Origin of the sequence: Amycolatopsis melonis (assembly GCF_040064235.1) — a bacterium.
GTDB lineage: Bacteria > Actinomycetota > Actinomycetes > Mycobacteriales > Pseudonocardiaceae > Amycolatopsis > Amycolatopsis melonis.
Window position 1 is genome coordinate 20,071 of the sequence record NZ_JBDZYD010000019.1, and the last position, 22,132, is coordinate 42,202.

The 22,132-nt window shown below is 71.9% G+C and carries 17 protein-coding genes; 10 read left to right on the plus strand and 7 right to left on the minus strand.

What is annotated here, in order from left to right; all coding sequences use genetic code 11:
* Positions 1 to 5: 5 nt before the first annotated feature.
* Together ABJI51_RS39915 and ABJI51_RS39920 are read left to right on the plus strand one after the other, a co-directional pair.
* Positions 6 to 398: an effector-associated constant component EACC1 gene (locus tag ABJI51_RS39915; protein WP_348956367.1), complete on the plus strand. Its 393-nt coding sequence runs from the start codon at positions 6 to 8 to the stop codon at positions 396 to 398.
* Complete coding sequence (locus tag ABJI51_RS39920; RefSeq protein ID WP_348956368.1) at positions 395 to 2,140, plus strand: caspase family protein; 1,746 nt, start codon at positions 395 to 397, stop codon at positions 2,138 to 2,140. The genes ABJI51_RS39915 and ABJI51_RS39920 overlap by 4 nt, the downstream gene beginning before the upstream one ends.
* Here the strand turns inward: ABJI51_RS39920 and ABJI51_RS39925 are convergent.
* Positions 2,137 to 3,087: a helix-turn-helix transcriptional regulator gene (locus ABJI51_RS39925; RefSeq protein WP_348956369.1), complete on the minus strand. Its 951-nt coding sequence runs from the start codon at positions 3,085 to 3,087 to the stop codon at positions 2,137 to 2,139. The two genes, ABJI51_RS39920 and ABJI51_RS39925, sit on opposite strands and share 4 nt — an antisense overlap.
* A gap of 63 nt (positions 3,088 to 3,150) precedes the next feature.
* Between ABJI51_RS39925 and ABJI51_RS39930 the strand changes: the two genes are divergently transcribed.
* Entirely contained in the window at positions 3,151 to 4,293 is a 1,143-nt protein-coding gene (locus ABJI51_RS39930; RefSeq protein ID WP_348956370.1) for an epoxide hydrolase family protein, read from the plus strand.
* Positions 4,294 to 4,369: 76 nt separating this feature from the next.
* Here the strand turns inward: ABJI51_RS39930 and ABJI51_RS39935 are convergent, their stop codons facing one another.
* The 3 genes from ABJI51_RS39935 to ABJI51_RS39945 form a co-directional block, all read right to left on the minus strand.
* Positions 4,370 to 6,652 carry an Orn/Lys/Arg family decarboxylase gene (locus ABJI51_RS39935; protein ID WP_348956371.1) on the minus strand — a complete coding sequence of 761 codons (2,283 nt, stop codon included), beginning with the start codon at positions 6,650 to 6,652 and terminating at the stop codon, positions 4,370 to 4,372.
* Positions 6,653 to 6,844: 192 nt separating this feature from the next.
* Complete coding sequence (locus ABJI51_RS39940; RefSeq protein ID WP_348956443.1) at positions 6,845 to 8,383, minus strand: DNA polymerase Y family protein; 1,539 nt, start codon at positions 8,381 to 8,383, stop codon at positions 6,845 to 6,847.
* Positions 8,384 to 8,734: 351 nt separating this feature from the next.
* A complete protein-coding gene (locus ABJI51_RS39945) occupies positions 8,735 to 9,406 on the minus strand; it encodes a hypothetical protein (protein ID WP_348956372.1) in 672 nt (223 codons plus the stop codon).
* Positions 9,407 to 9,687: 281 nt separating this feature from the next.
* Between ABJI51_RS39945 and ABJI51_RS39950 the strand changes: the two genes are divergently transcribed.
* The 3 genes from ABJI51_RS39950 (at position 9,688) to ABJI51_RS39960 (ending at position 13,363) form a co-directional block, all read left to right on the plus strand.
* Positions 9,688 to 10,917, plus strand: a complete 1,230-nt coding sequence (locus ABJI51_RS39950) for a lipase family protein (RefSeq protein ID WP_348956373.1) — start codon at positions 9,688 to 9,690, stop codon at positions 10,915 to 10,917.
* A gap of 77 nt (positions 10,918 to 10,994) precedes the next feature.
* Positions 10,995 to 11,837: a TIGR03620 family F420-dependent LLM class oxidoreductase gene (locus ABJI51_RS39955; RefSeq protein WP_348956374.1), complete on the plus strand. Its 843-nt coding sequence runs from the start codon at positions 10,995 to 10,997 to the stop codon at positions 11,835 to 11,837.
* A 131-nt stretch (positions 11,838 to 11,968) separates the two neighbouring features.
* The gene (locus ABJI51_RS39960) at positions 11,969 to 13,363 is read left to right on the plus strand and encodes an NAD(P)/FAD-dependent oxidoreductase (protein ID WP_348956375.1); all 1,395 of its coding nucleotides are present in this window, start codon (positions 11,969 to 11,971) and stop codon (positions 13,361 to 13,363) included.
* Here ABJI51_RS39960 and ABJI51_RS39965 read toward each other — a convergent pair.
* Positions 13,291 to 14,814: an alpha/beta hydrolase gene (locus ABJI51_RS39965; RefSeq protein ID WP_348956376.1), complete on the minus strand. Its 1,524-nt coding sequence runs from the start codon at positions 14,812 to 14,814 to the stop codon at positions 13,291 to 13,293. The two genes, ABJI51_RS39960 and ABJI51_RS39965, sit on opposite strands and share 73 nt — an antisense overlap.
* A gap of 182 nt (positions 14,815 to 14,996) precedes the next feature.
* Here ABJI51_RS39965 and ABJI51_RS39970 point away from each other — a divergent pair, with 182 nt between their 5' ends.
* The 4 genes from ABJI51_RS39970 to ABJI51_RS39985 are packed head-to-tail and all read left to right on the plus strand — an operon-like array spanning position 14,997 to position 19,397.
* Positions 14,997 to 15,389, plus strand: coding sequence for a GntR family transcriptional regulator (locus tag ABJI51_RS39970; protein ID WP_348956377.1), 393 nt, complete (start codon positions 14,997 to 14,999; stop codon positions 15,387 to 15,389).
* The gene (locus tag ABJI51_RS39975) at positions 15,386 to 16,267 is read left to right on the plus strand and encodes an ABC transporter ATP-binding protein (protein ID WP_348956378.1); all 882 of its coding nucleotides are present in this window, start codon (positions 15,386 to 15,388) and stop codon (positions 16,265 to 16,267) included. Before ABJI51_RS39970 ends, ABJI51_RS39975 begins: the two co-directional genes overlap by 4 nt.
* Positions 16,264 to 17,256 (plus strand): transporter, encoded by a 993-nt coding sequence (locus tag ABJI51_RS39980; protein ID WP_348956379.1) that lies wholly within the window; start codon positions 16,264 to 16,266, stop codon positions 17,254 to 17,256. The genes ABJI51_RS39975 and ABJI51_RS39980 overlap by 4 nt, the downstream gene beginning before the upstream one ends.
* Positions 17,257 to 17,276: 20 nt before the next feature.
* The gene (locus tag ABJI51_RS39985; protein WP_348956380.1) at positions 17,277 to 19,397 is read left to right on the plus strand and encodes an alpha/beta hydrolase family protein; all 2,121 of its coding nucleotides are present in this window, start codon (positions 17,277 to 17,279) and stop codon (positions 19,395 to 19,397) included.
* Between the two features lie 165 nt (positions 19,398 to 19,562).
* On the opposite strand, the gene ABJI51_RS39990 is transcribed toward ABJI51_RS39985, so the two are convergent.
* Both ABJI51_RS39990 and ABJI51_RS39995 read right to left on the minus strand, forming a co-directional pair.
* Positions 19,563 to 20,474 carry an extracellular catalytic domain type 1 short-chain-length polyhydroxyalkanoate depolymerase gene (locus tag ABJI51_RS39990; RefSeq protein ID WP_348956381.1) on the minus strand — a complete coding sequence of 304 codons (912 nt, stop codon included), beginning with the start codon at positions 20,472 to 20,474 and terminating at the stop codon, positions 19,563 to 19,565.
* Positions 20,475 to 20,486: 12 nt separating this feature from the next.
* Entirely contained in the window at positions 20,487 to 22,121 is a 1,635-nt protein-coding gene (locus ABJI51_RS39995; RefSeq protein WP_348956382.1) for an endo-1,4-beta-xylanase, read from the minus strand.
* Between the last annotated feature and the right edge of the window lie 11 nt (positions 22,122 to 22,132).

Here is a 22,132-nt window from a genome sequence, read left to right on the forward strand (position 1 = left end):
CCGGTATGCCCGACGACACCGAGCTGCGCCTGCGCATCACCGGCGACGATCCCGCTGCGCGGCTGCGTTCCCTGCACCGCTGGCTGGGCAACGAGGACGACCTGCGTGGCCGGGTCGAGCTGCGGAACCGGCCGATCGCGCCCGGGGAGATGGGCGGCGTCGCGGACGTGCTCGCCGTTGCCCTCAGTGCCGGCGGCGCCGGGACCGTGCTGATCCGCTCGCTCGCGCGGTCGGTGTCGACGTGGCTGGCCCAGTCCCGCGCCGACGTGAGCGTCACGGTGACCACCACCGGGGACACCCGCGAGGTCAAGGTGGACATCCAGCGCGCCCGCGACCCGGAGGCGGTCCTGCGCGGCATCGAGGAGCTGCTCGAGCCGGGCCGTTCCGACCGGGCGTGAACCGGCCCCGGTTCCCGGACCCGGCGTCCTCGCGTGCGGTGCTGATCGGCGTCAGCCACTACGAGTCGGCCGGGCTGCCGCCGCTTCCCGCCGTCCGCGCCAACCTGGCGGACCTGCGCGCCGCGCTCACCGACCCGTCCGGCGGCACGGTCACCGGGGACGGTTGCCGGGTCCTCGGTGACGACGCGACCCCCGCCGACGTCGGCATGGCACTGGCCGAGAGCCGCAGGCAGGCAGGCGACCTGCTGCTGGTGTACTACGCGGGCCACGGCATCCTCGACGACGACGGCCGTCTCCACCTGGCCCTGCGCACGACCAGCGGCGACCACCCCGGCTGGACGGCCATCCCGATCGAGCTGATCAAGCGCGAACTCGGCCGGGCCAGGGCCCGGACGCGGGTGCTGCTGCTGGACTGCTGTTTTTCCGGCCAGGCGGTCGAAGCGATGGCCGACCCGGCCGGCCTGGCGTCGGGCCAGCTGCGGCTGACGGGCACGTTCACGCTGACCTCCACGACGGCCAACGACCCGTCGAGCGCACCCCTCGGTTCCCGCCACACGGCGTTCACCGGGGCGTTGCTGAGCGCGCTGGCGAACCCGGAACCGCTGACGCTGGACGGAATCCACCGGCACACCGAAGAGACGCTGATCGGGCTGGGGTTGCCGAGCCCGCAGTGCCGCTCGGTCAACACGGCCGGGGAGCTGGCCCTGGTACGGGGCCCGGTGCCGCGGCGGGTGACGGAGGCTGCGCCTGGGGTCGGGACACGCCGGGACCGGCCCGGCTCGACGGCGAAACCGGCCGGGCCGTCGCAGCCCGATCCCTCGCCGAAGTCACACCCCGAAACCGCACCAAGTTCGGCCGCGGCAACCAAATCTGCGCCTCACCCGCGCCGGCCCGAGCACGGACCGGATTCGGCCGCGCCGCCCATCCCCGCACCGAGCCCGGCCACCCAGCCGCGGAAACAGGCCGCTTCCTCACCGGCCTCACGCCCCGAAACCGCGCCCGGCTCGGCTCCGGCCACCGAAGCCAGCCCCGGCTCGGCCACGCCGAACTCACGCCCCGCAGCCGCACCGAGTCCGGCCCCGGCCACCAAAGCCAGCCCCAGCTCGGCCACGCCGAACCCACGCTCCGCAGCCGCACCAAGTCCGGCCCCGGCCACCGAAGCCACCCCGAACCCGGCCACGCCGCCGAAGAAGCAGCCCGGCCCCACCCCGTCCTCCCAGCCGAAACCCGCCGCCGTCTCGTCGTCCTTCGCTCTCGAATCCCGCGGCCGCCCGGCCTGGCGCAAGGAAGTCCTCGCCTTCCCCGCAAGCGTGGCGGCGGCGATCCTGTCCTGGATCAGCTTCACCGACCCGTTCCGCAACGCCGATCCGGGCTTCTTCGATATCGTGCCGGCCTTCCTGTTCGGGCTGCTCTTCGCCGCGGGCGCCGTCGTGGGCGTTGCCTTCGGGATCGTCAGCCTGCGCGCGGCCTCGCCCGGCTGGACCTGGACCGGGCTGGAAGTCCGCCAGGCCGGGCTCGTGCTGCTCGGGCCCGGCTACCAGCGGACCGTGGCGTGGCGGCAGATCGAGCGCCTGGCCGTCGTCCGGGGCACGACCGTCGTGGTCACCTTCCGCCCGAACGCCGTCCCGGCCGGCATCAAGACGACGAAGAACCGCGTCACCCTCGGCCGGTGCAAGCAGTGGCCTGCCCTTGCCGCCGCCGCGCGACGGCTGGCTCCGCAGTCCGTGGCCGTCGAGCGCTAGTCCACCGCCGCGGCGAGGCGGGCCGCCAGCTTCGCGATGTGCTCGACCAGCTCCGGGGGTTCGTGCACGCGGAAGCCGAATCCCTTGCCCGCCACGTAGATCGCCAGCTCGTCCAGCGAATCCGAGCCGGCGCGCAGGGTGCAGCTGTGCTCGTCGATCGGCTCGATCGCGCCGGTGGTCGGGGCGATGCGCTCCGCCGCCGTTTCGGCGCTGACGTCGAGGGTGAACCGGGCCTGGTAGCGGTAGGCCGAAGTCGAGATCGCGCGGGAGGTGTACCCGCTCAGGTCCGGATCCGGCGGGGTGCGCGGGGTGAACCGCGGGCCGGTGGGCGTGCGGGGTTCGAGGCGGTCGACGCGGTAGGTGCGCCAGTCCTCGCGGTCGACGTCCCAGCCGATGAGGTACCAGCGCCGTCCCGTGTGGACCAGCCGGTGCGGCTCGGTCGTGCGGAGGCTCGCCGTCCCGTCGTGGGTGCGGTAGCCGAACCGCAGGCGCAGCGAGTCGCGGCAGGCGGCGGCGATCGCGGTCAGCGTGTCGGGATCGGCGGTGGGGCCGGTGGCGGCCATCGGGACCGTCACCGACTGCAGGGCGTTGATCCGGTGCCGCAGCCGCGACGGCAGCACCTGTTCGAGCTTGGCCAGCGCCCGCACCGACGTCTCCTCGATGCCGGTGATCGAGCCGCCCGCCGCGGTGCGCAGGCCCATCGCGACCGCGACGGCCTCGTCGTCGTCGAGCAGCAGCGGCGGCAGGTCCGCGCCGGGCCCCAGCCGGTAGCCGGCGACGCCCGCGGTCGCCAGCACGGGGTAGCCGAGTTCGCGCAGCCGGTCGATGTCGCGGCGGACCGTGCGCGGCGTGACCTCCAGCCGCTCGGCCAGTTCCGCGCCGGACCAGTCGCGCCGCGTCTGCAGGAGCGAGAGCAGGCGCAGCAGCCGCGCCGAGGTTTCCCACATGCCGTGAAGTCTGCCATCGGCTTAGGACCGGAGTTGACCTAACCGGCTCCTAGAGTCGTCGGCATGGAGAACAACAGCGAGATCCGGCCCTTCACCATCGACGTCCCGCAGGCCGACCTGGACGACCTGCGCGACCGGCTGGCCAGGACCCGGTGGACGACCGACCTGCCCGGCACCGGCTGGAGCCGCGGGGTGCCGGCGAGCTACCTCAAGGGGCTGGCCGAATACTGGCGCGACGGCTACGACTGGCGCGCGTACGAGCGCGAACTGAACCAGTACCCCCAGTTCGTCACCGAGATCGACGGGCAGGACATCCACTTCCTGCACGTGCGCTCGCCCGAGCCGGACGCCCTGCCGCTGATCCTGATCCACGGCTGGCCGGGCTCGATCGTCGAATTCCTCAACGTCATCGGCCCGCTGACCGACCCGCGAGCCCACGGCGGCGATCCGGCGGACGCGTTCCACCTGGTGATCCCGTCGATTCCCGGCACGGCCTTCTCCGGCCCGACCCGCGAGACCGGCTGGGACACCGGCCGGATCACCCGGGCGTTCGCGGAACTGATGAACCGCCTCGGCTACGACCGCTACGGCGCACAGGGCGGCGACACGGGCGCGGTCGTCGGCCCGGGACTGGGCCGCCTCCACCCGGGCCGGGTCGTCGGCGTCCACGCGAACGGCCTGGCGGCGTTCACCATGCCGGACGGCGAGCTGACCGAAGCCGAGCAGGCGCGGCTGAAGCACTTCGAGTACATGAGGACCGAGCAGTCCGGGTACGTGGCGATGCAGACGACCCGGCCGCAGACCCTGGCACACGGGCTCCACGACTCCCCGGTCGGACAGCTGGCCTGGATCGTGGAGAAGTTCAAGGAGTGGACGGACCCGGCGGCGGACCTGCCGGAGGACGCGGTCGACCGGGATCTGTTGCTCACCAACGTGACGCTGTACTGGCTGACCGGCACGGCGGGGTCGTCGGCCAACTGCTACTACGAGACGGCCCACGCGGGAGCATGGGGCGCGAGCGAGCGCTCCCCGGTACCGACGGGGGTGGCGGTGTTCCCGCTGGACGTGTCGATCCGCAGCACCCTCGACCGCGAGCACACGATCGTCCACTGGTCGGAGTTCGACCGCGGCGGCCACTTCGCCGCACTGGAGGCACCGGACCTGCTCGTCGGGGACGTCCGGGAGTTCTTCGCGAAGCTGCGGTGAACCCGGTCGCGCAAAGCCTCTGAAGGCCACCATCAGCGCATCCAGTGCTCTGATGGTGCCTTCAGAGGCATTCGCTTCAGCGGAGGCAGGTGATCCAGTAGTCGCCGTCCGCGTCCCGCGCGACTCCGTGTGTCTCGCTGGGAAATCCGGGGAAGTGCCGGTCGAAGTCCTCCAGCGCGCGCAGGTACCGCAGGGTCGGCTCGTCGTGGCCACCGGCGTTCTCGCCGGGCATCAGGACCGGGATGCCCGGCGGGGTGGTGACCACCTGCGTCGCGACCGTGCGGCCCGCCAGCTCGGCCAGGCGGACCGGCTCGGTGCCGCCGCGCAGGAGCCGCTGGTAGGTCTGGGCCGGGGTCAGCTCCGGGCGGGGCGGGTGGGTGAACGCCGCGTCGAGCAGCGGGATCAGGTCGCTCTTGCGCAGGTGGGCGTGCATCTCGTCGCACAGGTCACGCAGTGTCGCCCCCGTGTGGCCGGTCAGGCCGGGGAGGACGTCGGCGAGCCGCGCGCCCGAGTCGTAGAGCGCCTTGAAGTCCAGGAGACCGTCGACGAGCGTGCCCCACTTGCCCTTCGTGATCCCCATCGAGAAGAGGATCAGGCACGTGTAGGCGTCGGTCTTCTCGACGACGATGCCGCGGGTCTCCAGATACGCGGTGAGGATCCGCGCCGGGATGCCCTGGTCGGCGGCCACGCCGCGGGCGTCGGTGCCGGGGCAGGTGACGCTGACCTTGACCGGGTCGAGCAGGCAGTAACCCGGTTCCAGCCCGGGGAAACCGTGCCAGCCGGCGCCGGGCTCGAGAGTCCAGCACGCCGGTTCGGTGCGCAGCAGCTCCAGCGGCGCGTCCGCGAACGCGTACCGCTCCCCCGTGTGCGGGTCGCGGACCTCGTCCGGCTGCCACGTGCCGAAGAACCAGCCGGGCCGGTCGCCCGCGGCGGCGATGCGGCGGCCGATGCGGGCGACCGCCTGGCGGAACCGGATGGCTTCGGTGACGGCCTCGTCGACCAGCCACCGCCCGCCCGGCCCGTCCATCATGCCGGCGGCGACGTCGAGCCCGGCGATCATCGGGTACAGCGGCGACGTCGTCGCGTGCATCATGAACGTCTCGTTGAACTGCCGGTGCTCGACCGGCGACCGGGGCGAGTTCTTCACGTGCAGCATCGCGCTCTGCGACATCGCCGCCAGCAGCTTGTGGGTGGACTGCGTGGTGAACACGGTCGGCCGGACGGCGTCGGGCACCGCGTCGCCGTCCACCGCCATGCCGTACCGGCGGGCATAGAGCGGATGGAACCGCGCGTAGGCGAACCACGCCTCGTCCAGGTGCAGCCGGGGCACGCTGGTGCCGAGCAGCTCGGCGACGCGGACGGCGTCGTAGCACAGGCCGTCGTAGGTGGAGTTGGTGATCACCGCGTACACCGGGTCCGGCGCGGCGGCCCCGGCCGCGAGCGGGCTGCCCGGCACGAGCCCGGCGACCGCTTCGCGGCCCAGCGCGGCGGGCGGGATCGGGCCCATCAGCCCGTAGCCGTTGCGCGTCGGCACGAGGTAGACCGGGCGGCCGCCGGTGAGCGTCAGCCCGTGGTAGATCGCCTTGTGGCAGTTGCGGTCGACGAGCACCAGCTCGTCGTTCGCGACGCTGGCGTGCAACGCGATGCGGTCGCCGGTGGAGTCGCCGTGCAGCACGAAGTACGTCAGGTCGGCGCCGAAGACGCGGGCGGCGTTGCGCTCGGCGTCGCCGATCGGCCCGGTGTGCTCGAACAGCGAACCCAGTTCCGCCACCGAAATCGAGAGGTCGGTCCGGAAGAGACGTTCGCCGTAGTAGTCGAAGAACGCCCGGCCGACCGGCGACTTCAGGAACGCCACGCCGCCCGCGTGGGCGGGGGTGTGCCAGGAGTATTCGTGGGTGTCGTCGAACCGGCGCAGTTCCCGGAAGAACGGCGGCAGGACCTCGTCGGAGTACCGCCGGGCCGCCACGCCGATCCGGCCGGCGATGAACCCCGGCGTGTCCTCCAGCAGCCACACGTACCCGCAGACCACTTCGGACACCCACAGCGGCAGGTCGTCCACCGCGGTCGAGCTGGTCACCAGGAAGACCGGGAGCCGGGTGAACCGGTTGACGAGCGCTCTCAGCACGGCTTCGGCGGGCGCGGCCCGGTCGCCGTCGTCGTCGCGCAGGTCCCAGCTCACCAGCGCGGCGGTGAGATCGGCCCGGCTCTGGACGAGGGCGAGTGCGTCGTCGTCGGTCCCGGCGTGCACGACGTCGTGCCCGTCCGCGGCGAGGTGCTCGCAGATCCGCGCCAGCTGGGCGGCGAGCACCGAACCCGGCGGAATGTCGTTCAACGCCAGCAGAACCGTCGAACCAGCCACAGTGGACGTCCTTTCCGGAAACGCGAATCCTTCAGGTATAGGCGTGCTCCGGCGGCCTCGTCGATCGGCCGGAAGCCTGACGTCGCCCGGGAAAACCGCACCTGCGCGTAGCGGCTCGTCACGCTTTCGGGTCGGCGCGACAGCGGGTGACGGCGCATCACCACATCGAGGAAGCGCTGTCCCCCGGGTGCACTAGTCGTACCAGCCCTCGACCGTCCATTGTGGATTGTCGCCGACCGGCACCTGGAGCAGCAGCGCGAGTTCCTCCCGCTCGCCCGCCAGGACCACCTGGATCCGGGCCAGGACACGCTCGCCGCGGTGGTGGACCACCCACGGTCCCGCCGAGCCGAGGACGCGCCGCGGCGGCCCGCCGTCGATCGCGACCGTCGACGGCGAGTCGCTCAGCTCACCGCGTTCGGTGCAGCGGACCGCGGTGCCCGTCGCGTCGAGCACCGCCGCCGGGACCGGGTGGCGCGGCACCAGTGTCGGGGAGGGCGCCGGCAGCCGTCCGGGCCACGGCTGGCCGTCCGTGGTGGCGCGGCGAGGTTCGCCCCACGGGACGAGCCGGACGCGCTCGCCGGGGCCGCGGCCGCCGTCGAGCAGCGGGGTGACCACCGCGCCCGGGCCGAGCAGGCCCTGGATCCGCACCAGGGCGCGGCCCGCGCGTTCGGCGGCGTCGGCGTCGCGGCCCAGCGAGCCGAGCTGCAGCTGCAGTGCCTGCCCGCCAACGACCTCTTCGGGGTCCAGCCGCAGCCGGACGATCCCGGCGGTCGGCCGGTCGCGGGCGGTGAGCCAGCCTTCGCACTGCCAGCGCACGCGGTCGGCCGTCGAGCGCGCGGTCAGCGGCTCGGCGCAGCGCCAGACGCGCACGCGTTCTTCGCCGGCTTCGGTGACGGCGGTGATGGCCAGCCGGGTGCAGGCGAGGCCGTGGTTCGCGAGCGCGGCGAAGAAGCGTTCGCCGAGGGTTTTCGCGACGAACGCAGCTTCGTCGACCCTGGTCAGCGGCTCTTCGAAGGTTTCGGCGACGGCGAGGTCCGGCGGCAGGGCGCGGCGCAGCGGCGGACGTTCGGACAGCCCGCGCGCCAGCCGGTGGGCAGCGATCGCGTCACGCGGGAACCGGCCGGCGACGTCCCGCTCGGCCAGCGCGGCAAAGGCGCCCAGGGTGCGCAGGCCGAGTCGGTCGAGCAGATCGACCAGGTCACCACGGTCGTCGCCGGGCTGGTTCAGCTCGGCAATGGACAGCGGCGCGAGGAACGCCGAGGTCTCCCCGCGCGGAACGATGGCCGAGCGACGGGCGGCGAGAGTCGCGGCGAAGAGCCCATCGGCAACCCCGACCTGGCTCTCGACCCCGGCCTTGGCGGCGACTTCGTCGATGAGCAGCTCGGCAAGCCCGGCCTCACCACCGAAGTACGCGGCGGCCCCATCGGCGGGGACGGCAACGATCCCGGGCCGCACCACCTCAACCCCGACGGCCTGCGCTTCGACGGCGGCGGCCACGGGCTCGAACAGCCGGGCATCGCGGCCGGGATCGTGCGGGTGCACAACGAGTTCCGGACACCGCGACTGGGCATCCCGCCGCCGCATCCCCCGCCGGACACCACCCCGGCGCGCGGAGGCAGAGCAGGCAACAACCCGGTTGCCGGAGAAGACGGCGGCCGGAGAAGTGGGCGGAGTCCCAGCGGCAGCCCCGGCGGCGACGACCGGCCAGTCCGGACACCACAGCACAAGCATCCGCGGCGCAACGGCGTTCACGCGACGGCCCAGCTGCCGCGGCGGTCGCGGTCGTGAGTGAATAACAGTGTTCTAACCCTCATTACCACTCACGACCAGCCGCGGCAGACCGCACTCTCGCACCCGGACCCGGGCCCGGGCCCGGGTCCGGTTCACTTGCGTCGGTAACGCCGCCCGGCCGCTGCGCGCACCGAGCCACCACACTCACTCACCTCGGCCGCTGCCACCGACACTCGGCAACGGGTGGGCCACCACACCCGCTCACCCCGGCCAGCCGCCGCCCCGGGGGAGCCGGGCGCCTCGACGCGCCACCCGCAGCAACACCGGCACACACCGAGCCACCACACTCACTCACCCAGCCACCCCGGCCAACCGCCGCCGCGGGGAGCCTGCCGTCTCGACTGCGCCGCCCCTTCCCGGTAGCCGCAAGGGCACCGCGGTCGGGCGGGCTGCCGGGCCTCGGCCGTGGCTGATGGCCGTCACCTCGCGGTAGCTCAGGTGGCCGTGGCCGTCCCCGGTGAGGCCGTGCCAGCGGCCGTCCGAGATGGTCAACTCGAGGTCCGCTCCCGGCCAGTGGCCCGCCACCAGCAGGACCGCGCCGCGGTTGCGGACGCGGCCGGCCAGGCGGCGGGCCGGTTGCGGGGGCAGCCCGCCGCCGAGGACCACCAGGTCGAAGCCGTCCACCAGGGCCGATGCCACCGCCACCAGCTCTGCGCCGGGGTCGGGTACCAGCGCGACGCGCCCCAGGTCGACGCCCAGTTCCGCGGCCGCCGCCAGGCCCAGCTCCGGCAGGCCGGTCACCGCCGCCCAGCAGCCGTCGCGGGTTGCCGCCGCGAGCAGGGCCAGCACCAACGACGTCGCTCCACGGACGGCCACCGTGCTGCCGCGCCGTAGGGCGCCGCCCGGGAGCAGGCGGGCCAGGGCAGGCAGCACCGTCAGCTGCTCACCAGAGCCCCGCAGCTGCGCCGCCGTGCGGACGCCCGGGATCGCCGCGAGCCCGGCCAGCGCCTCCGGCACCGCCACCGCCGATCACCTCCAGCACCACGTACTCGTACCGGAGACACCCGCGTGAGGAAGCCACAGGCGAACCCAGAACACTCATCGAACACTTGTTCGCATACTGCGAGACGCAGGGGCCCGCTGTCAAGCGGCCTCACCCACCCCGGCGGAGGCGGCGTGCCCTGACAATCCGGGAACCCCCCGGCCGTCACCGGAATGACAATTTCCGATTTTCCCCTTGACGGCACCGGAACAGCCCGATTTTCTTTTGATCACCATCTCCGAAGCGATGCGGAGTTTCCGTAATGACTCAATTCCTCCGGCGCGGCATGGCCGCCGCCATTACCGCGGTACTGATCACGGCCGGGATCGCGTCGCCCGCCGGTGCCGCGACGACCTCGATCTACACCCCGCCGTCACCACTTCCCGCAGGTCAGAACGGCGATATCCTGAAGTCCGAGCCCTCGGTCCACAATGGCTCGAAGGCCACCAGGATCCTGTACCTGTCCCGCGACAACAAGGACAAGCAGGTTGCCGTCAGCGGCACGGTTTTCGTGCCGAACACGCCGTGGAACGGTCCCGGTGAGCGGCCGATCGTGGCCTATGCCCCATTCACCTTCGGCATGGGACCGCAGTGCGCACCCTCGAAAACCCTCGCAGGCGAAGGCGCGTCGGACATGGTTTCCGGATTCCAGGGCGGTTTCGTCGACGCGCTGCTGGGTGCCGGGTTCGCCGTGGCGCAGACCGACTACATCGGACCGTGGGTCGAGGGCAGCGGCGAGCACCCGTACGTGATCCGGCTGTCGGAGGCCCACACCGTGCTCGACGTGCTCCGCGCGGCGCAGCGGCTGCCCGGGACCGGCCTGCCCGCGCACGGCCCGGTGGGCATCGCCGGCTACTCCGAGGGCGGCAGCGCCGCGGCGGCAGCGGCCGAGCTCGCCGCCACGTACGCACCCGACCTGGACGTCAAGGGCGTCTACGCGGGCGCGCCGCCCGCGGACAAGGCCGGCCTGGCCAAGTCGCTGGACGGCGGCATGTACGTCGCCTTCCTCGGCTACGCGCTGATCGGCATCAACCAGGCCTATCCGGAGGCGAGGCTGATGGACCTGGCCAACCCGGCAGGCGCCCAGCTGTTCCTGGAAGCCCGGCAGACGTGCACGCTGGACGCGGTGTTCCGGTTCATGGGCAAGCAGACCAGTGCGCTGACCAAGGACGGGCGGCCGGTCGCGGCGTTCCTGTCCCAGCCGCCGTTCGACGCGATCGTGGCCGAGAACCGGATCGGCACCCTCCGGCCCGCCATGCCGGTCATGGTCGAGCAGAGCCCGCTGGACGACGTGATCCCGGCCGCGATGGGCAAGCAGCTGGCCAAGGACTGGTGCGGCCGCGGCGCCACCGTGCAGTGGAAGGAGCTGGTGTCGTTCACGCCGTTCTTCTCCCACGCGCTGGGCATGCTCTCGGCACCCGGCGACGCCACAGCCTGGCTGCAGAGTGTCTTCAAGGGACAGGCCGGCACCGGGAACTGCGGGCGGTTCTGAGGCCAGGCCAGTTTCGGCGGATTGGCCGTGGATCCGGCGGCCCGGGCGGCGCTACGGTCGCCCGGGAAAGGAGCCGCATGGACCTCGGACGGATCGGGCTCTGGAGCCCTCTGCAGCTCTTCGTGCAGGCGGGCGCGCACCTGCCCGAAGCGATGGCCGAACTCGACGACTCCGGCTTCGGCACGGTCTGGCTGGGCAACGGCCCCACGATCATGGACGTGGCCGCCGCGATCCTCGACGCGACCGAGCGGATCACGGTGGCCACCGGCATCGCCAACATCTGGATACACCCGGCGGCCACGCTCGCGGCCCGCCACCGGGAAATCGCCGGGCGGCACCCGGGACGGCTGCTGCTGGGCCTCGGCAACGGCCCGCGTGACGCGACGCAGCGCGCGTCGTCTCCGTACCGGCGGATGGTGGCGTACTTCGACGAACTGGACGCGCTCGGCATACCCGCCGGGAGCCGGGTGCTGGCCGCGAACGGCCCCCGGATGCTGGCGCTCGCCGCCGGACGCAGTCTCGGTGCGCATCCGTTTCTCGTCACCGCCGAGCACACCCACTTCGCCCGCACCGCGCTCGGGGACGGGCCGTTGCTCGCCCCGGAGCTGAAGGTCGTCCTGGACGCCGACCCGGCCACCGCCCGCGCGACCGCCCGCCAGGCACTGGACTTCTACCTCACCAAACAGGGTTATCCCGCCACCCTGCGCCGGCTCGGCTTCACCGACGAGGACCTCGCCGACGGCGGCAGCGACCGGCTGGTGGACGCGGTCGTCGCCTGGGGTGACGTCGAGACCGTGCTCAAGCGCGTCGACGAGCACCACCAGGCCGGCGCGGACCACGTGGCCCTGCAGGTGCTGACCCCGGACCCCGGCAGGCTGCCACTGGCCGAGTACCGGGAACTCGCCGCGGCCGTGCGCTGAGCCCGGTCACCCGGTTCGGCGATCCGCGGAAACGGCGTGGTCGCGCCGTGACCTGCACGCTGTGACGCGCGTCGCGGTCACGTCCTCCGCCGCCACCTCGTCCAGGGGGTGAAGCGAGAAAAGAGGACGAAATGCGCCAGATCCTGATCGTCGGCGGTGGGTACGCGGGCTTCTACGCCGCCTGGAAGCTGGAGAAGAAGCTGCGCCGCGGTGAGGCCGAAGTGACCCTCGTCGACCCGCGGCCCTACCTGACGTACCAGCCGTTCCTGCCCGAGGTCGTCGCCGGTTCGGTCGAGGCGCGGCACGCCGCCGTGTCGTTGCGGCGGCACCTGCGCCGGACCCGGATCGTCGCCGGGAAGGTCACCGCCATCGACCACGCCCACCGGGTCGTCACCGTGCAGCCGGCCGACGGGGAGACCTTCGAACTCGGCTACGACCTGATCGCCGTCACTGCCGGTGCGGTCACGCGGACGCTGCCCGTGCCCGGCATCGCCGAGCAGGCCATCGGCCTCAAGCACGTCGAAGAGGCCGTCGCGATCCGGGACCGGCTGCTCACCGCCTTCGACCGCGCCGCCGCGCTGCCCGCGGGCCCGCAGCGACAGAAGCTGCTCACCGTCACCTTCGTCGGCGGCGGATTCTCGGGGGTCGAGGGCTTCGGCGAGCTGCTGTCGCTGGCCACCGCGCTACTCAAGCGCTACCCCGAACTGCACCGGGACGAGCTGCGGTTCCACCTCGTCGAGGCGTCGGGCCGGATCCTGCCCGAGGTCACCGACCGGCCGGGCCGCTGGGTCGTGCGAGAACTGGAACGCCGTGGTGCGCACGTCCACCTGGACACCCGGGTGGTGTCGGCGGAGAACGGCCACGTCGTGCTCTCGACCGGCGAGGAGTTCGACGCCGGACTGATCGTCTGGACCGCGGGCAACGGCGCCAACCCGGTCATCAGCCGGCACACCGACCTCCCGGTCGACGAGCGCGGGTACCTGGTCGTGCGACCGGATCTGCGGGTCGAGGGCGTGATCGACGCGTGGGCCGCCGGGGACGACGCCGCGGTGCCCGACCTCGCCTCGCCGGTGCCGGGCACGCGGACCGTGCCCAACGCGCAGCACGCCTACCGGCAGGGAAAGCTCCTGGCGCGCAACATCATTGCGACGCTGCGCGGCCGGGAGCTGAAGCCGTACGTCCACCACAGCCTCGGCGCCATCGCGACGCTCGGGCTGGGCCGCGGGATCTTCCAGTACCGCCGTCTGGTGATCACCGGGCTCCCGGCGTGGCTGATGCACCGCGGCTACCACGTGCTGGCCGTGCCGACCTGGGAACGCAAGATCCGCGTCCTCGCGGTGTGGCTGACACAGGCACTGTTCGGCCGCGACATCCTCAGCCTGGCGTCGGTGCAGCACCCGCGGGACGCCTTCGTGGGTGCGGGCCTCACCGCAGCGGGTGAGGCCCGCCCCGATCAGCCCGCGAAGGGGCTGGCGTCGATCGCGCAGGTCTTGCCCGCCGCGGGGAAGGTCCCCGAGATCAGGTAGTCCCGCTTGACCTGCTCGGTGCAGGTGCTCGGCACGTACATCGACGAGTGCCCGTAGCCCTCGGTCACGAACACCCGGGCGCGCGCCAGTTCCGCGGCGCCGTCCCGGGCGCCGTGCAGCGGCGTCGACGGGTCGTACCGGTTGTTCAGCACGAGGATCTCCGCCGACGTCGGGCGGTTCCACGGCCCGGTGTACCGGTCGGTGTCCTTGGCCTGCCAGAACGCGCAGCTCATCATGTCCAGCACCGCGATCCGGCCGAAGTACGGGACCCGCTGGTCCTCCGACTCGGCGTAGCGGCTGTAGATCGCCGGGTCGGTCGGGACGTCGCTGTCGGAGCACTGGATGGCGTTGAACGCCTCGGTCCGGTTCGAGGTGTACTGCTCACCGGCGGCCGCGGCCGTCCGCAGGGCGGGCGTGGCCGGGGCGTCGTAGAGCCGCTGCAGCAGCGCGGCGATGTCCGGCCAGCCCCGCGAGTCGGACAGGTCGGCCGCCGCGTTGATGATGCCCGAGTACGTCCACGTCTCGCCGTCGCTGACGATCGGGGCCTGCTTCGCGCGTGCGGTGAGCGCCGCCCACTTCGCCTTCGGGTCGCCCGAGGAGAACGCGCACTTCGGGCCCGCTTCGGTGCACAGGCGCAGGAACTGCTCGAAGGTCTGCGCGATGCCGGTCGCGACGTCCTGCCGGGTGTCCAGCGGGACGCTCTTGCCGTTGCCGTTCTGGCCGGTGGAGTTGCCGGCGAAGTCCATGGTGCCGTCGAACACCATCGCGCGGATCCGGTTCGGGAACAGGTTCGCGTAGGTGGCGCCGAGCTGGGTGCCGTAGGAAATGCCGTGGTAGTTCAGCTTCGGGTCGCCGACGGCGCGGCGCAGCAGTTCCAGGTCACGGGCGGTGTTGGCGGTCGAGACGTGCTCGAGGATCGGGCCCGCCTTCGCCGCGCAGCGGTCGGCCAGCTCCTTCGACTTGGCGTAGAAGGCGGCGTTCCCGCTCGGGTCGCCGGGCATCTCCGGGAACGACGCGAAGAAGGACTGCTGCTCGGCGAGGGTGTCGAAGCACCGGACGGCGGTGCTGTTGGCGATGCCCCGCGGGTCCCACGAGACCAGGTCGAACCGCGCGCGCAGCTGGTCGGAGAACAGCCACGGCCACTTGCCGCGCTCCCGCAGCCGCTGCAGGCCGGACGCGCCGGGGCCGCCGAAGTTGACGAACAGGGTGCCGATCCGGTGCGCGGGATCGGCGGCGGGCAGCTTGATGAGCGCGAGGTCGATCTTCGCGCCGTACGGCCGGTCGTAGTCCAGCGGCACCTGCGCCTTGGCGCACTGGAAGCCGTCGGCGCAGTCCGCCCAGCTCAGCTGCGGCGCCGGCACGCTGTCGATGGAGGCCGGTGCCGCGGACGCCACGGCGGGGGCCGCCACGACGGCCATCGAGACACCGAGCGCGGCGACGACGCCGCGCACGATGCCTCCCCCAGGAAATCGACGCACGAAAGGTCCTTTCGGAAGAAGACGATCACTTCGCCTCCCCAGACGGGTGAGGGGGTACCGAGGTTGGCCGCGGAGCCGGAAAAGATCACGAGCCGGTGGCGCGGACCGGCACTCCATAGCTATAGTGCTAGGTAACTAGATAAATGGAGTTGCCGATGATCGAGTTCCACCTGGACGCCAGGTCCGGCCTGTCGCCGTACCAGCAGCTGGTCCAGCAGGTGCGGCACGCGCTGCGGCTCGGCCTGCTCTCCGAGGGAGACCAGCTCCCGAAGGTCAAGGACGTCGTCGCGAGCCTCGCGATCAACCCGAACACCGTGCTGAAGGCCTACCGCGAGCTGGAGCACGACGGTCTCGTCGCGGCCCGGCCCGGCGTCGGCACCTTCGTGACCGCGACCCTGAACGGCGCTTCGTTCGCCGTGCTCGGGCCGCTGCAGCAGGAGCTGCGCCGGTGGCTGGGCAAGGCCCGCCGGGCCGGGCTCGACGAAGAGAGCATCGAGGCCCTGCTGATGTCCACGTTTCGCGACTCCGCCAGAGAGGACATAGCGTGACCGTCCTGCGAGCCCGGGAACTGGGCAAGAAGTACCGGCGCAAGTGGGCGCTGTCCGGCTGCACGATGGAGATCGAGGCCGGGCACGTGACCGGGCTCGTCGGACCCAACGGCGCCGGCAAGTCGACGCTGCTCAACATCGCCGCGGGCGTCCTGGAACCGACCACCGGCACCATCGAGGTGTGCGGCGGCGTGCCCGGCAGCGGCCCCGCGCAGCTGGCGAAGGTCGGGTACGTCGCGCAGAACACGCCCGTCTACAGTGGACTGTCCATTGAGGAGCACCTGCGGCTCGGCGCCCACCTCAACCCCGGCTGGGACAACGCGCTCGCCGCCAAGCGGATCGAACGGCTGGGCCTGGACCCGAAGCAGCACGCGGGCAGGCTCTCCGGCGGCCAGCGTGCCCAGCTCGCGCTGACCGTCGGCCTCGCCAAGCGGCCCGAGCTGCTGCTGCTCGACGAGCCCGTCGCCGCGCTGGATCCCTTGGCGCGCCGAGAGTTCCTGCAGGATCTCATGGAGGCCGTCGCCGAGCACGAGCTGTCGGTCGTGATGTCCTCGCACCTGGTCAACGACCTGGAACGGGTCTGCGACCACCTCGTCGTGCTGGTGGATTCGCAGGTCCGGGTGATCGGCGAGGTCGAGACCCTGCTCGCCACGCACCACCGGCTGTCCGGGCCGCGCCGCGACGTCGGCACGCTGCCCGCGGACCAGCACGTCGTCTCCGCAACACACACCGATCGCCAGACCACCGTCGTCGTCCGCACCGAGGCGCCGATCCTCGATCCCGTGTGGACGGTCGGGCAGCTCGGCCTGGAGGACCTCGTCCTCGAGTACATGAGCAACCCTGCCGCCGCACGACCTGCCCTGGAGGTGCTCCGATGACCTGGCTGACCTGGCGCCAGTTCCGCACGCCCGCGCTGTCCGTGCTCGCCGGGCTGGCCGCGATCGCCGTCGTCCTCGCGATCACCGGGCCGGACCTGGCCGGCCGCACGAGCTTCGCCGACCAGGACTTCCTCTTCGGCGGCACCATCCTGACGTTGTTCCTGCTGCCCGCGGTGATCGGCGTCTTCTGGGGCGTCCCGATGATCACGCGGGAGCTGGAGACGGGCACGCACAGCCTGGTGTGGAACCAGACCGTCACGCGCAGGCGGTGGCTCGCGACCAAGCTCGGCTTCGGGGTGCTCGCCGCGATGGTGGCGGCCGGGCTGCTGAGCGTGGCGGTGTCGTGGTGGGCGAGCCCGATCGACGCGCTCTCCGCGCAACAGACCGACCGCGGGATGCTCTCGCGCATGGCGCCGGTGGTGTTCAGCGCCCGCGGCATCGTCCCGATCGGCTACGCGGCCTTCGCCCTGGTTCTCGGCGTGGCCATCGGGATGCTGCTGCGGCGAACCCTGGCGGCGATGGCCGTCACGCTCGTCGTCCTCGCCGCCGTGCTGCTGCTGGTCCCGTCCTTCGTGCGGCCGTACCTGCTGCCGCCGCAGACCGAGACCGCCGCGATCGCCGGCCGGAACATCACGAAAATCACCGCCGAGGGGCCGTCCGGCCGGATCCTGGAGATCGGGGTGCGGAACCCGCCCGGTGCCTGGGTGCTGGCGAACGAGACCGTCGACCCGGCCGGGAACGTCGTCTACCCGCTGCCGGACATCGTCCAGAACTGCCTGCCGAAGCCGGAGCGGGAAGCGCTTCCGCCCGGCCGCGGCGCCGCCGAAGCCTGCCTGGCCCAGCTGAGCACCCACGGCTACCAGCAGCGCCTGACCTACCACGCGGGTTCGCGGTTCTGGCCGCTGCAGTGGCTCGAACTGGCGCTCTACCTCGCCATGACGGCCCTGCTCACCTGGTTCTGCTTCCGCCGCGTCCGCCACCTGTCCTGACGAATCCGACTGGGGGAATCATGCGTACTCTCGCGCTGGCCACCGCGGTGGCCCTCACCCTGACCGCGCCGCCCGCTTCGGCGGACTCCGCGCTCACCCTGGCGAAACCGACCGGCGACCGGCCGGTGGGCACGACTTCGGTGTACCTCAAGGACACCTCGCGCCCCGACCCGTGGGTGCCGTCGGTGCCCTACCGGGAACTGATGGTCTCGCTGTTCTACCCGGCAGTTCCGTCGCCGGGCCCGAAGAAGCAGTTCATGACCGAGGCCGAGGCGAAGGCCGTCTTCGACGAAGCCGGCATCACCGGCATCCCGCCGTCGGTGATGACGACCGTCCGCACCGACGCCGTCGTCGACGCCCGCCCCGCCGGGCGCGCCCTGCCCGCCGTCGTGCTGTCGCCGGGCTTCAAGCGGCCGCGCGCCGAGCTGACCTCGCTGTCGGAAGACCTGGCCAGCCACGGCTACCTGGTCGTCCTGGTCGACCACACCTACGAGAACGTCGCCACCACCTTCCCGGACGGCCACGTCACCGGCTGCGCCGCCTGTGGCAACTATGACCCGCAGTTCTGGCAGAAGCTGCAGCGCGGCCGGGCGAAGGACGTGTCGTTCGTGCTGGACTCGCTGACGCGGTCGAAGTGGGCGCCGCTGCTCGACGCCTCCCGGATCGGCATGGCCGGGCACTCCGTCGGCGGCGTGAGCACGGTCAACGCCATGGTGACCGACCCGCGGATCAAGGCCGGGATCGACGTCGACGGCACGCAGAACGACCCCCTGCTCGCCCCCGGCCTCGACCGGCCCTTCCTGTTCTTCGGCCGTCAGAGCCTGTACGCGCCCGGCACCGGCCAGGAATCCCAGACGTGGGACGACGACTGGAAACAGCTGACCGGCTGGAAGCGCTGGCTCACCGTGGCCGGGATGGCTCATCCGTCGTTCACCGACATCGGCCTGGTCGGCGAGCAGCTGGGCCTCGACTTCGGCGCGAGCACCCCGGCCGTGCGCGGGCAGGCGATCACCGCGGCGTACGTCCGGGCGTTCTTCGACCGGCACCTGCGCGGCCGCCCGCAGCCGCTGCTGGACCAGCCGTCCGTGCAGTACCCGGAAGTCGCCTTCGCCCGGACGTCGACGCCGTACCTGCCCGCCCCGACCGGGGACCGGCCGGTGGGCAGCACGCAGGTGTACCTGAAGGACACTTCGCGCCCGGACCCGTGGGTGCCGTCGGTGCCCTACCGGGAACTGATGGTCTCCCTCTTTTACCCGGCTGCTTCGCCGAAGGGCCCGAAGACGCAGTACGTGACTCCGGAGGAGTCGGCCGCGTTGCTGGACCGCAGCGGCCTCGACGTGCCGCCCGACACGCTCACCACGATGGTGACGAACTCGGTGGCCGATGCCCGTCCGGCCGGACGCGGGCTGCCGCTGATCGTGCTGTCACCGGGGTACACCAAGCCCCGTGCCACGCTGAGCGCGCTGGCCGAGGAGCTGGCCAGTCACGGGTACGTGGTCGCGGTGATCGGCCACACCTACGAGAACACCGGCCAGAGCTTCCCGGACGGGCACTTCGCCGGGTGCGCCTCCTGCGCGGTCTCCCACGACGACGGTTTCGGGGAGAAGCTGGAACTCGGCCGGGCCGCCGACGTGTCGTTCGTGCTGGACTCGCTGGCGCACTCGAAGTGGGCACCGCTGATCGACAGCTCACGGATCGGGATGGCCGGGCACTCCATCGGCGGCGCGAGCACGATCCCGGCAATGGTCGCCGACAGCCGGATCCAGGCCGGGATGAACATCGACGGCACGACCCACGTCCCGCTGACCCCGCCGGGGCTGTCCCGGCCGTTCATGTTCCTGGGACACCAGCTCGGCGCGACTGCCTGCGCGCAGACGGACTCGACGTGGGAACGGGACTGGGCGCAGCTGACCGGCTGGCGGCGCTGGGCCGAGGTGCAGGGCGCCCAGCACGCGTCCTTCACCGACGTGGGCCTGGTCGGCGACGAATTCGGCGTCGGCTACGGCGCGAAGACGACCGCGCTGCGGACCCAGGAGATCACCCGCGCGTACGTGACGGCGTTCTTCGACCGGCACCTGCGCGGCGAGCCCCGGCCGATCCTCGACCGGCCGGGGTACCCGGAGGTGAGCTTCTGCCACTGAGGCGGTCTGCCGCAGCTTGTCGTGAGTGGTAATTAGGGTTCTAACACCCAATAAAAAACCACTCCGGCGCGGCGGACGACGGGGTGGGGGCGGGCCGCCGCGGGTGGGGTTGGGGGGTATGGGGGGAGACCCACATACTAACCCCCCCCCACGGCCGCGGCAGACTCAGTGGTCGAGGCCGAGGAAGGAAATCGCGTACGCCAGCTGGCCGGTCATCGGCAGGGAATGCCCGACGCCCGCGATGCTCACACCCTCCACAGTGGCCTGAGTCCCGGTGTTGCCGTACCGCGTGCGCGTCCACGACGACTGCGGGTGGTCGGTGTAGGCCGGTGTCTGGCCCAACCCGTTCAGGTTGGTCCACTGCTTGATCTCTTCACCGAAGTTCGGGTACGCCAGCGTGGTGTCGGTGGTGCCGTGCCACAGCTGCATCCGCGGGTAGCGGCCGGTGTAGCCGGGATACATCGACCGGGCCAGGTCGCCCCACTGCTGCGCCGTCTTGATGGACTTCCCGCCCGAGCAGGTGCTGTTCCACAGCGAGCCGTTCGTGGTGGCGAAGCACCCGGCGGGCACGCCGGAGAACGCCGAGCCCGCCGCGAACACGTCCGGGTACTCGGCGGCCAGCACGTTCGTCATCATCGCCCCGGAGGAGAACCCGCTGACGACCACACGAGCCGGATCGACGTTGTAGCGGGACTTGGCGTAGGCGACCATCGACATGATCCCGGTCGAGTCGCCGCCGCCGTTGCGCCGCAACGCCTTCGGCGTCGACACGTCGAAGCACTTCTCGCTGCGGGTCGCCTCCGGCAGCACGATGACGTACCCGTAGCGGTCGGCGGCGGTGACGTAGTCGTGGCCGTTCCAGCCGAAGATCGAGCTGGCCGAGCCGCCGCAGTAGTGCACCAGCACCAGCAACGCCGGGCGCGCGGCGACGTGGTCGGGGACGTAGACGTACATGTTCAGGTTGGTCGGGTTGTTCCCGAAGTTCGTCACCCTGGTCAGCGCCGCCGCGTGGGCGGGCGAGGCCAGGCCGGTGACCATGACCACGAGGGCCAGGAGCACACCGAGCATGCGTTTCATCGCGTCACTCCCTTACGCCGCACCGAAGGCCTGGAGCACGGCGGTGTAGGCCGGCTTCCTGGCGTAGTTGCCGTCGAACAGCAGCGGGGTGCTCCCGCTGCGCCACGAGTACTTGTCGGTGACGCCCCACGTGGTGATGCTCGTGCAGCGCGACACCGCAAGGCAGGCACGGACGACCTGGCCGTAGGTGTTCGCCTGTGCGCTGCCCGAGCCGCCGACGTCCAGCTCGGTGATGTTCACGTCGACGCCGAGTGCGGCGAACCGCTGCAGGTTCGCCTGCAGCGTCGAGAGGTTCTGCCCGGCCGAGAGGTGCGCCTGGAAGCCGACGCAGTCGATCGGCACGCCGCGGGCCTTGAAGTCGCGCACCATGTTGTAGACGCCGTTGCTCTTGGCGTTCTGGTTGTCGGTGTTGTAGTCGTTGTAGCAGAGCTTCGCCGAGCCGTCGGCCGCGCGGGCGGCGCGGAACGCCTCTTCGATGTAGCTGTTGCCGATGCGCTGCTGGAACACCGACGGGCGGCGCGTGCCGTCCTCGTTGAACGCCTCGTTGACCACGTCCCAGTAGGCGATCTTGCCGCGGTAGTGCCCGGCCACGCCGGCGATGTGGTTGCGCATCGCGGCGAGCAGCTCGGACCCGGACCCGATGCCGCTCACCCAGCCGGGCAGCTGGGCGTGCCACACCAGGGTGTGGCCGCGGACCTTCTGCCCGTGGCCCTGGGCGTGGCTCACGATGGCGTCGGCCGCGCCGAAGCGGAACGAACCGCGGGACGGCTCGGTCGCGTCCCACTTCATCTCGTTTTCCGGGGTGATGCCGGTGAATTCACGGTCCAGCGTCGTGGTGTACGCGGATTCGCCGAGGTGGCCGTTCGCGACGGCGGCACCGAACGTCCTGCCCTTGGCCGCGGCCGCCGAGCCGAGCGTTGCGGCCGCGAGTGCCTCGGTGGCCACCGCGGCACGCGGATTGCCGATGCTGCCCGGGACCGAACGCAGGGCGTTGTACCAGACCGCCGCCATCTTGTCGTACCCGGCGGCGTTCGGGTGGACGCCGTCGGGCAGGTCGGCCGCGCTCACCGCGCTGTGCATGTCGACCAGGTGCACGCGCTTGCCCGCGTTCACCTTGCTCTGCACGATGCCCGGCAGCGCGTTGTTGAACGTCCGCACCGCGGCGTCCCCGCTCGCCCAGCCGATCGGGATGAGCTGCGCGACGAAGACGTCGGCACCCGGCGCCGTCGCGGTGATGTGGTCGAGCAGCGTGGACAGCCGGCCCGGCGCGCCCGCGACGTTGTAGTTCTGCAGGACGTCGTTGGTGCCGATGTGCAGCAGCACCGACCGCGGGTTGTAGGTCCGCAGCCAGCCGGTGATGTTCGCGTCGATCTGGTCGATGCGCCAGCCGGGGTGGCCTTCGTGGTCGTGGTCCCACAGGCTCGACGGCCCGTTGAACTGCGAGCCGACGAAGTCGTTGGTGTAGCGGCCCGCGGCAAGGCGCTGCCACAGGCCGATCCGGTACCCGCCGGGCACACCGGTGCCGTAGGTGATCGAGTCACCCAGCGGCATGATCCGCACGCCGCCGTTCGACTCCGCGTTCGCGACCCCGGTCCAGCCGGTGAGCGCGATGGCCAGTGCCGCCGCGGCGGCCAGCAGTCGTTTCATCGCCGTGCTCC

Bases quoted from the DNA above. Each gene is read 5' to 3' on its own strand.
- ABJI51_RS39915 (WP_348956367.1), top strand. From the start codon at position 6: ATGCCCGACGACACCGAGCTGCGCCTGCGCATCACCGGCGACGATCCC.
- ABJI51_RS39925 (WP_348956369.1), bottom strand. From the start codon at position 3,087: ATGTGGGAAACCTCGGCGCGGCTGCTGCGCCTGCTCTCGCTCCTGCAG.
- ABJI51_RS39930 (WP_348956370.1), top strand. From the start codon at position 3,151: ATGGAGAACAACAGCGAGATCCGGCCCTTCACCATCGACGTCCCGCAG.
- ABJI51_RS39940 (WP_348956443.1), bottom strand. From the start codon at position 8,383: ATGCTTGTGCTGTGGTGTCCGGACTGGCCGGTCGTCGCCGCCGGGGCT.
- ABJI51_RS39950 (WP_348956373.1), top strand. From the start codon at position 9,688: ATGACTCAATTCCTCCGGCGCGGCATGGCCGCCGCCATTACCGCGGTA.
- ABJI51_RS39955 (WP_348956374.1), top strand. From the start codon at position 10,995: ATGGACCTCGGACGGATCGGGCTCTGGAGCCCTCTGCAGCTCTTCGTG.
- ABJI51_RS39960 (WP_348956375.1), top strand. From the start codon at position 11,969: ATGCGCCAGATCCTGATCGTCGGCGGTGGGTACGCGGGCTTCTACGCC.
- ABJI51_RS39970 (WP_348956377.1), top strand. From the start codon at position 14,997: ATGATCGAGTTCCACCTGGACGCCAGGTCCGGCCTGTCGCCGTACCAG.
- ABJI51_RS39980 (WP_348956379.1), top strand. From the start codon at position 16,264: ATGACCTGGCTGACCTGGCGCCAGTTCCGCACGCCCGCGCTGTCCGTG.
- ABJI51_RS39985 (WP_348956380.1), top strand. From the start codon at position 17,277: ATGCGTACTCTCGCGCTGGCCACCGCGGTGGCCCTCACCCTGACCGCG.
- ABJI51_RS39990 (WP_348956381.1), bottom strand. From the start codon at position 20,474: ATGAAACGCATGCTCGGTGTGCTCCTGGCCCTCGTGGTCATGGTCACC.
- ABJI51_RS39995 (WP_348956382.1), bottom strand. From the start codon at position 22,121: ATGAAACGACTGCTGGCCGCCGCGGCGGCACTGGCCATCGCGCTCACC.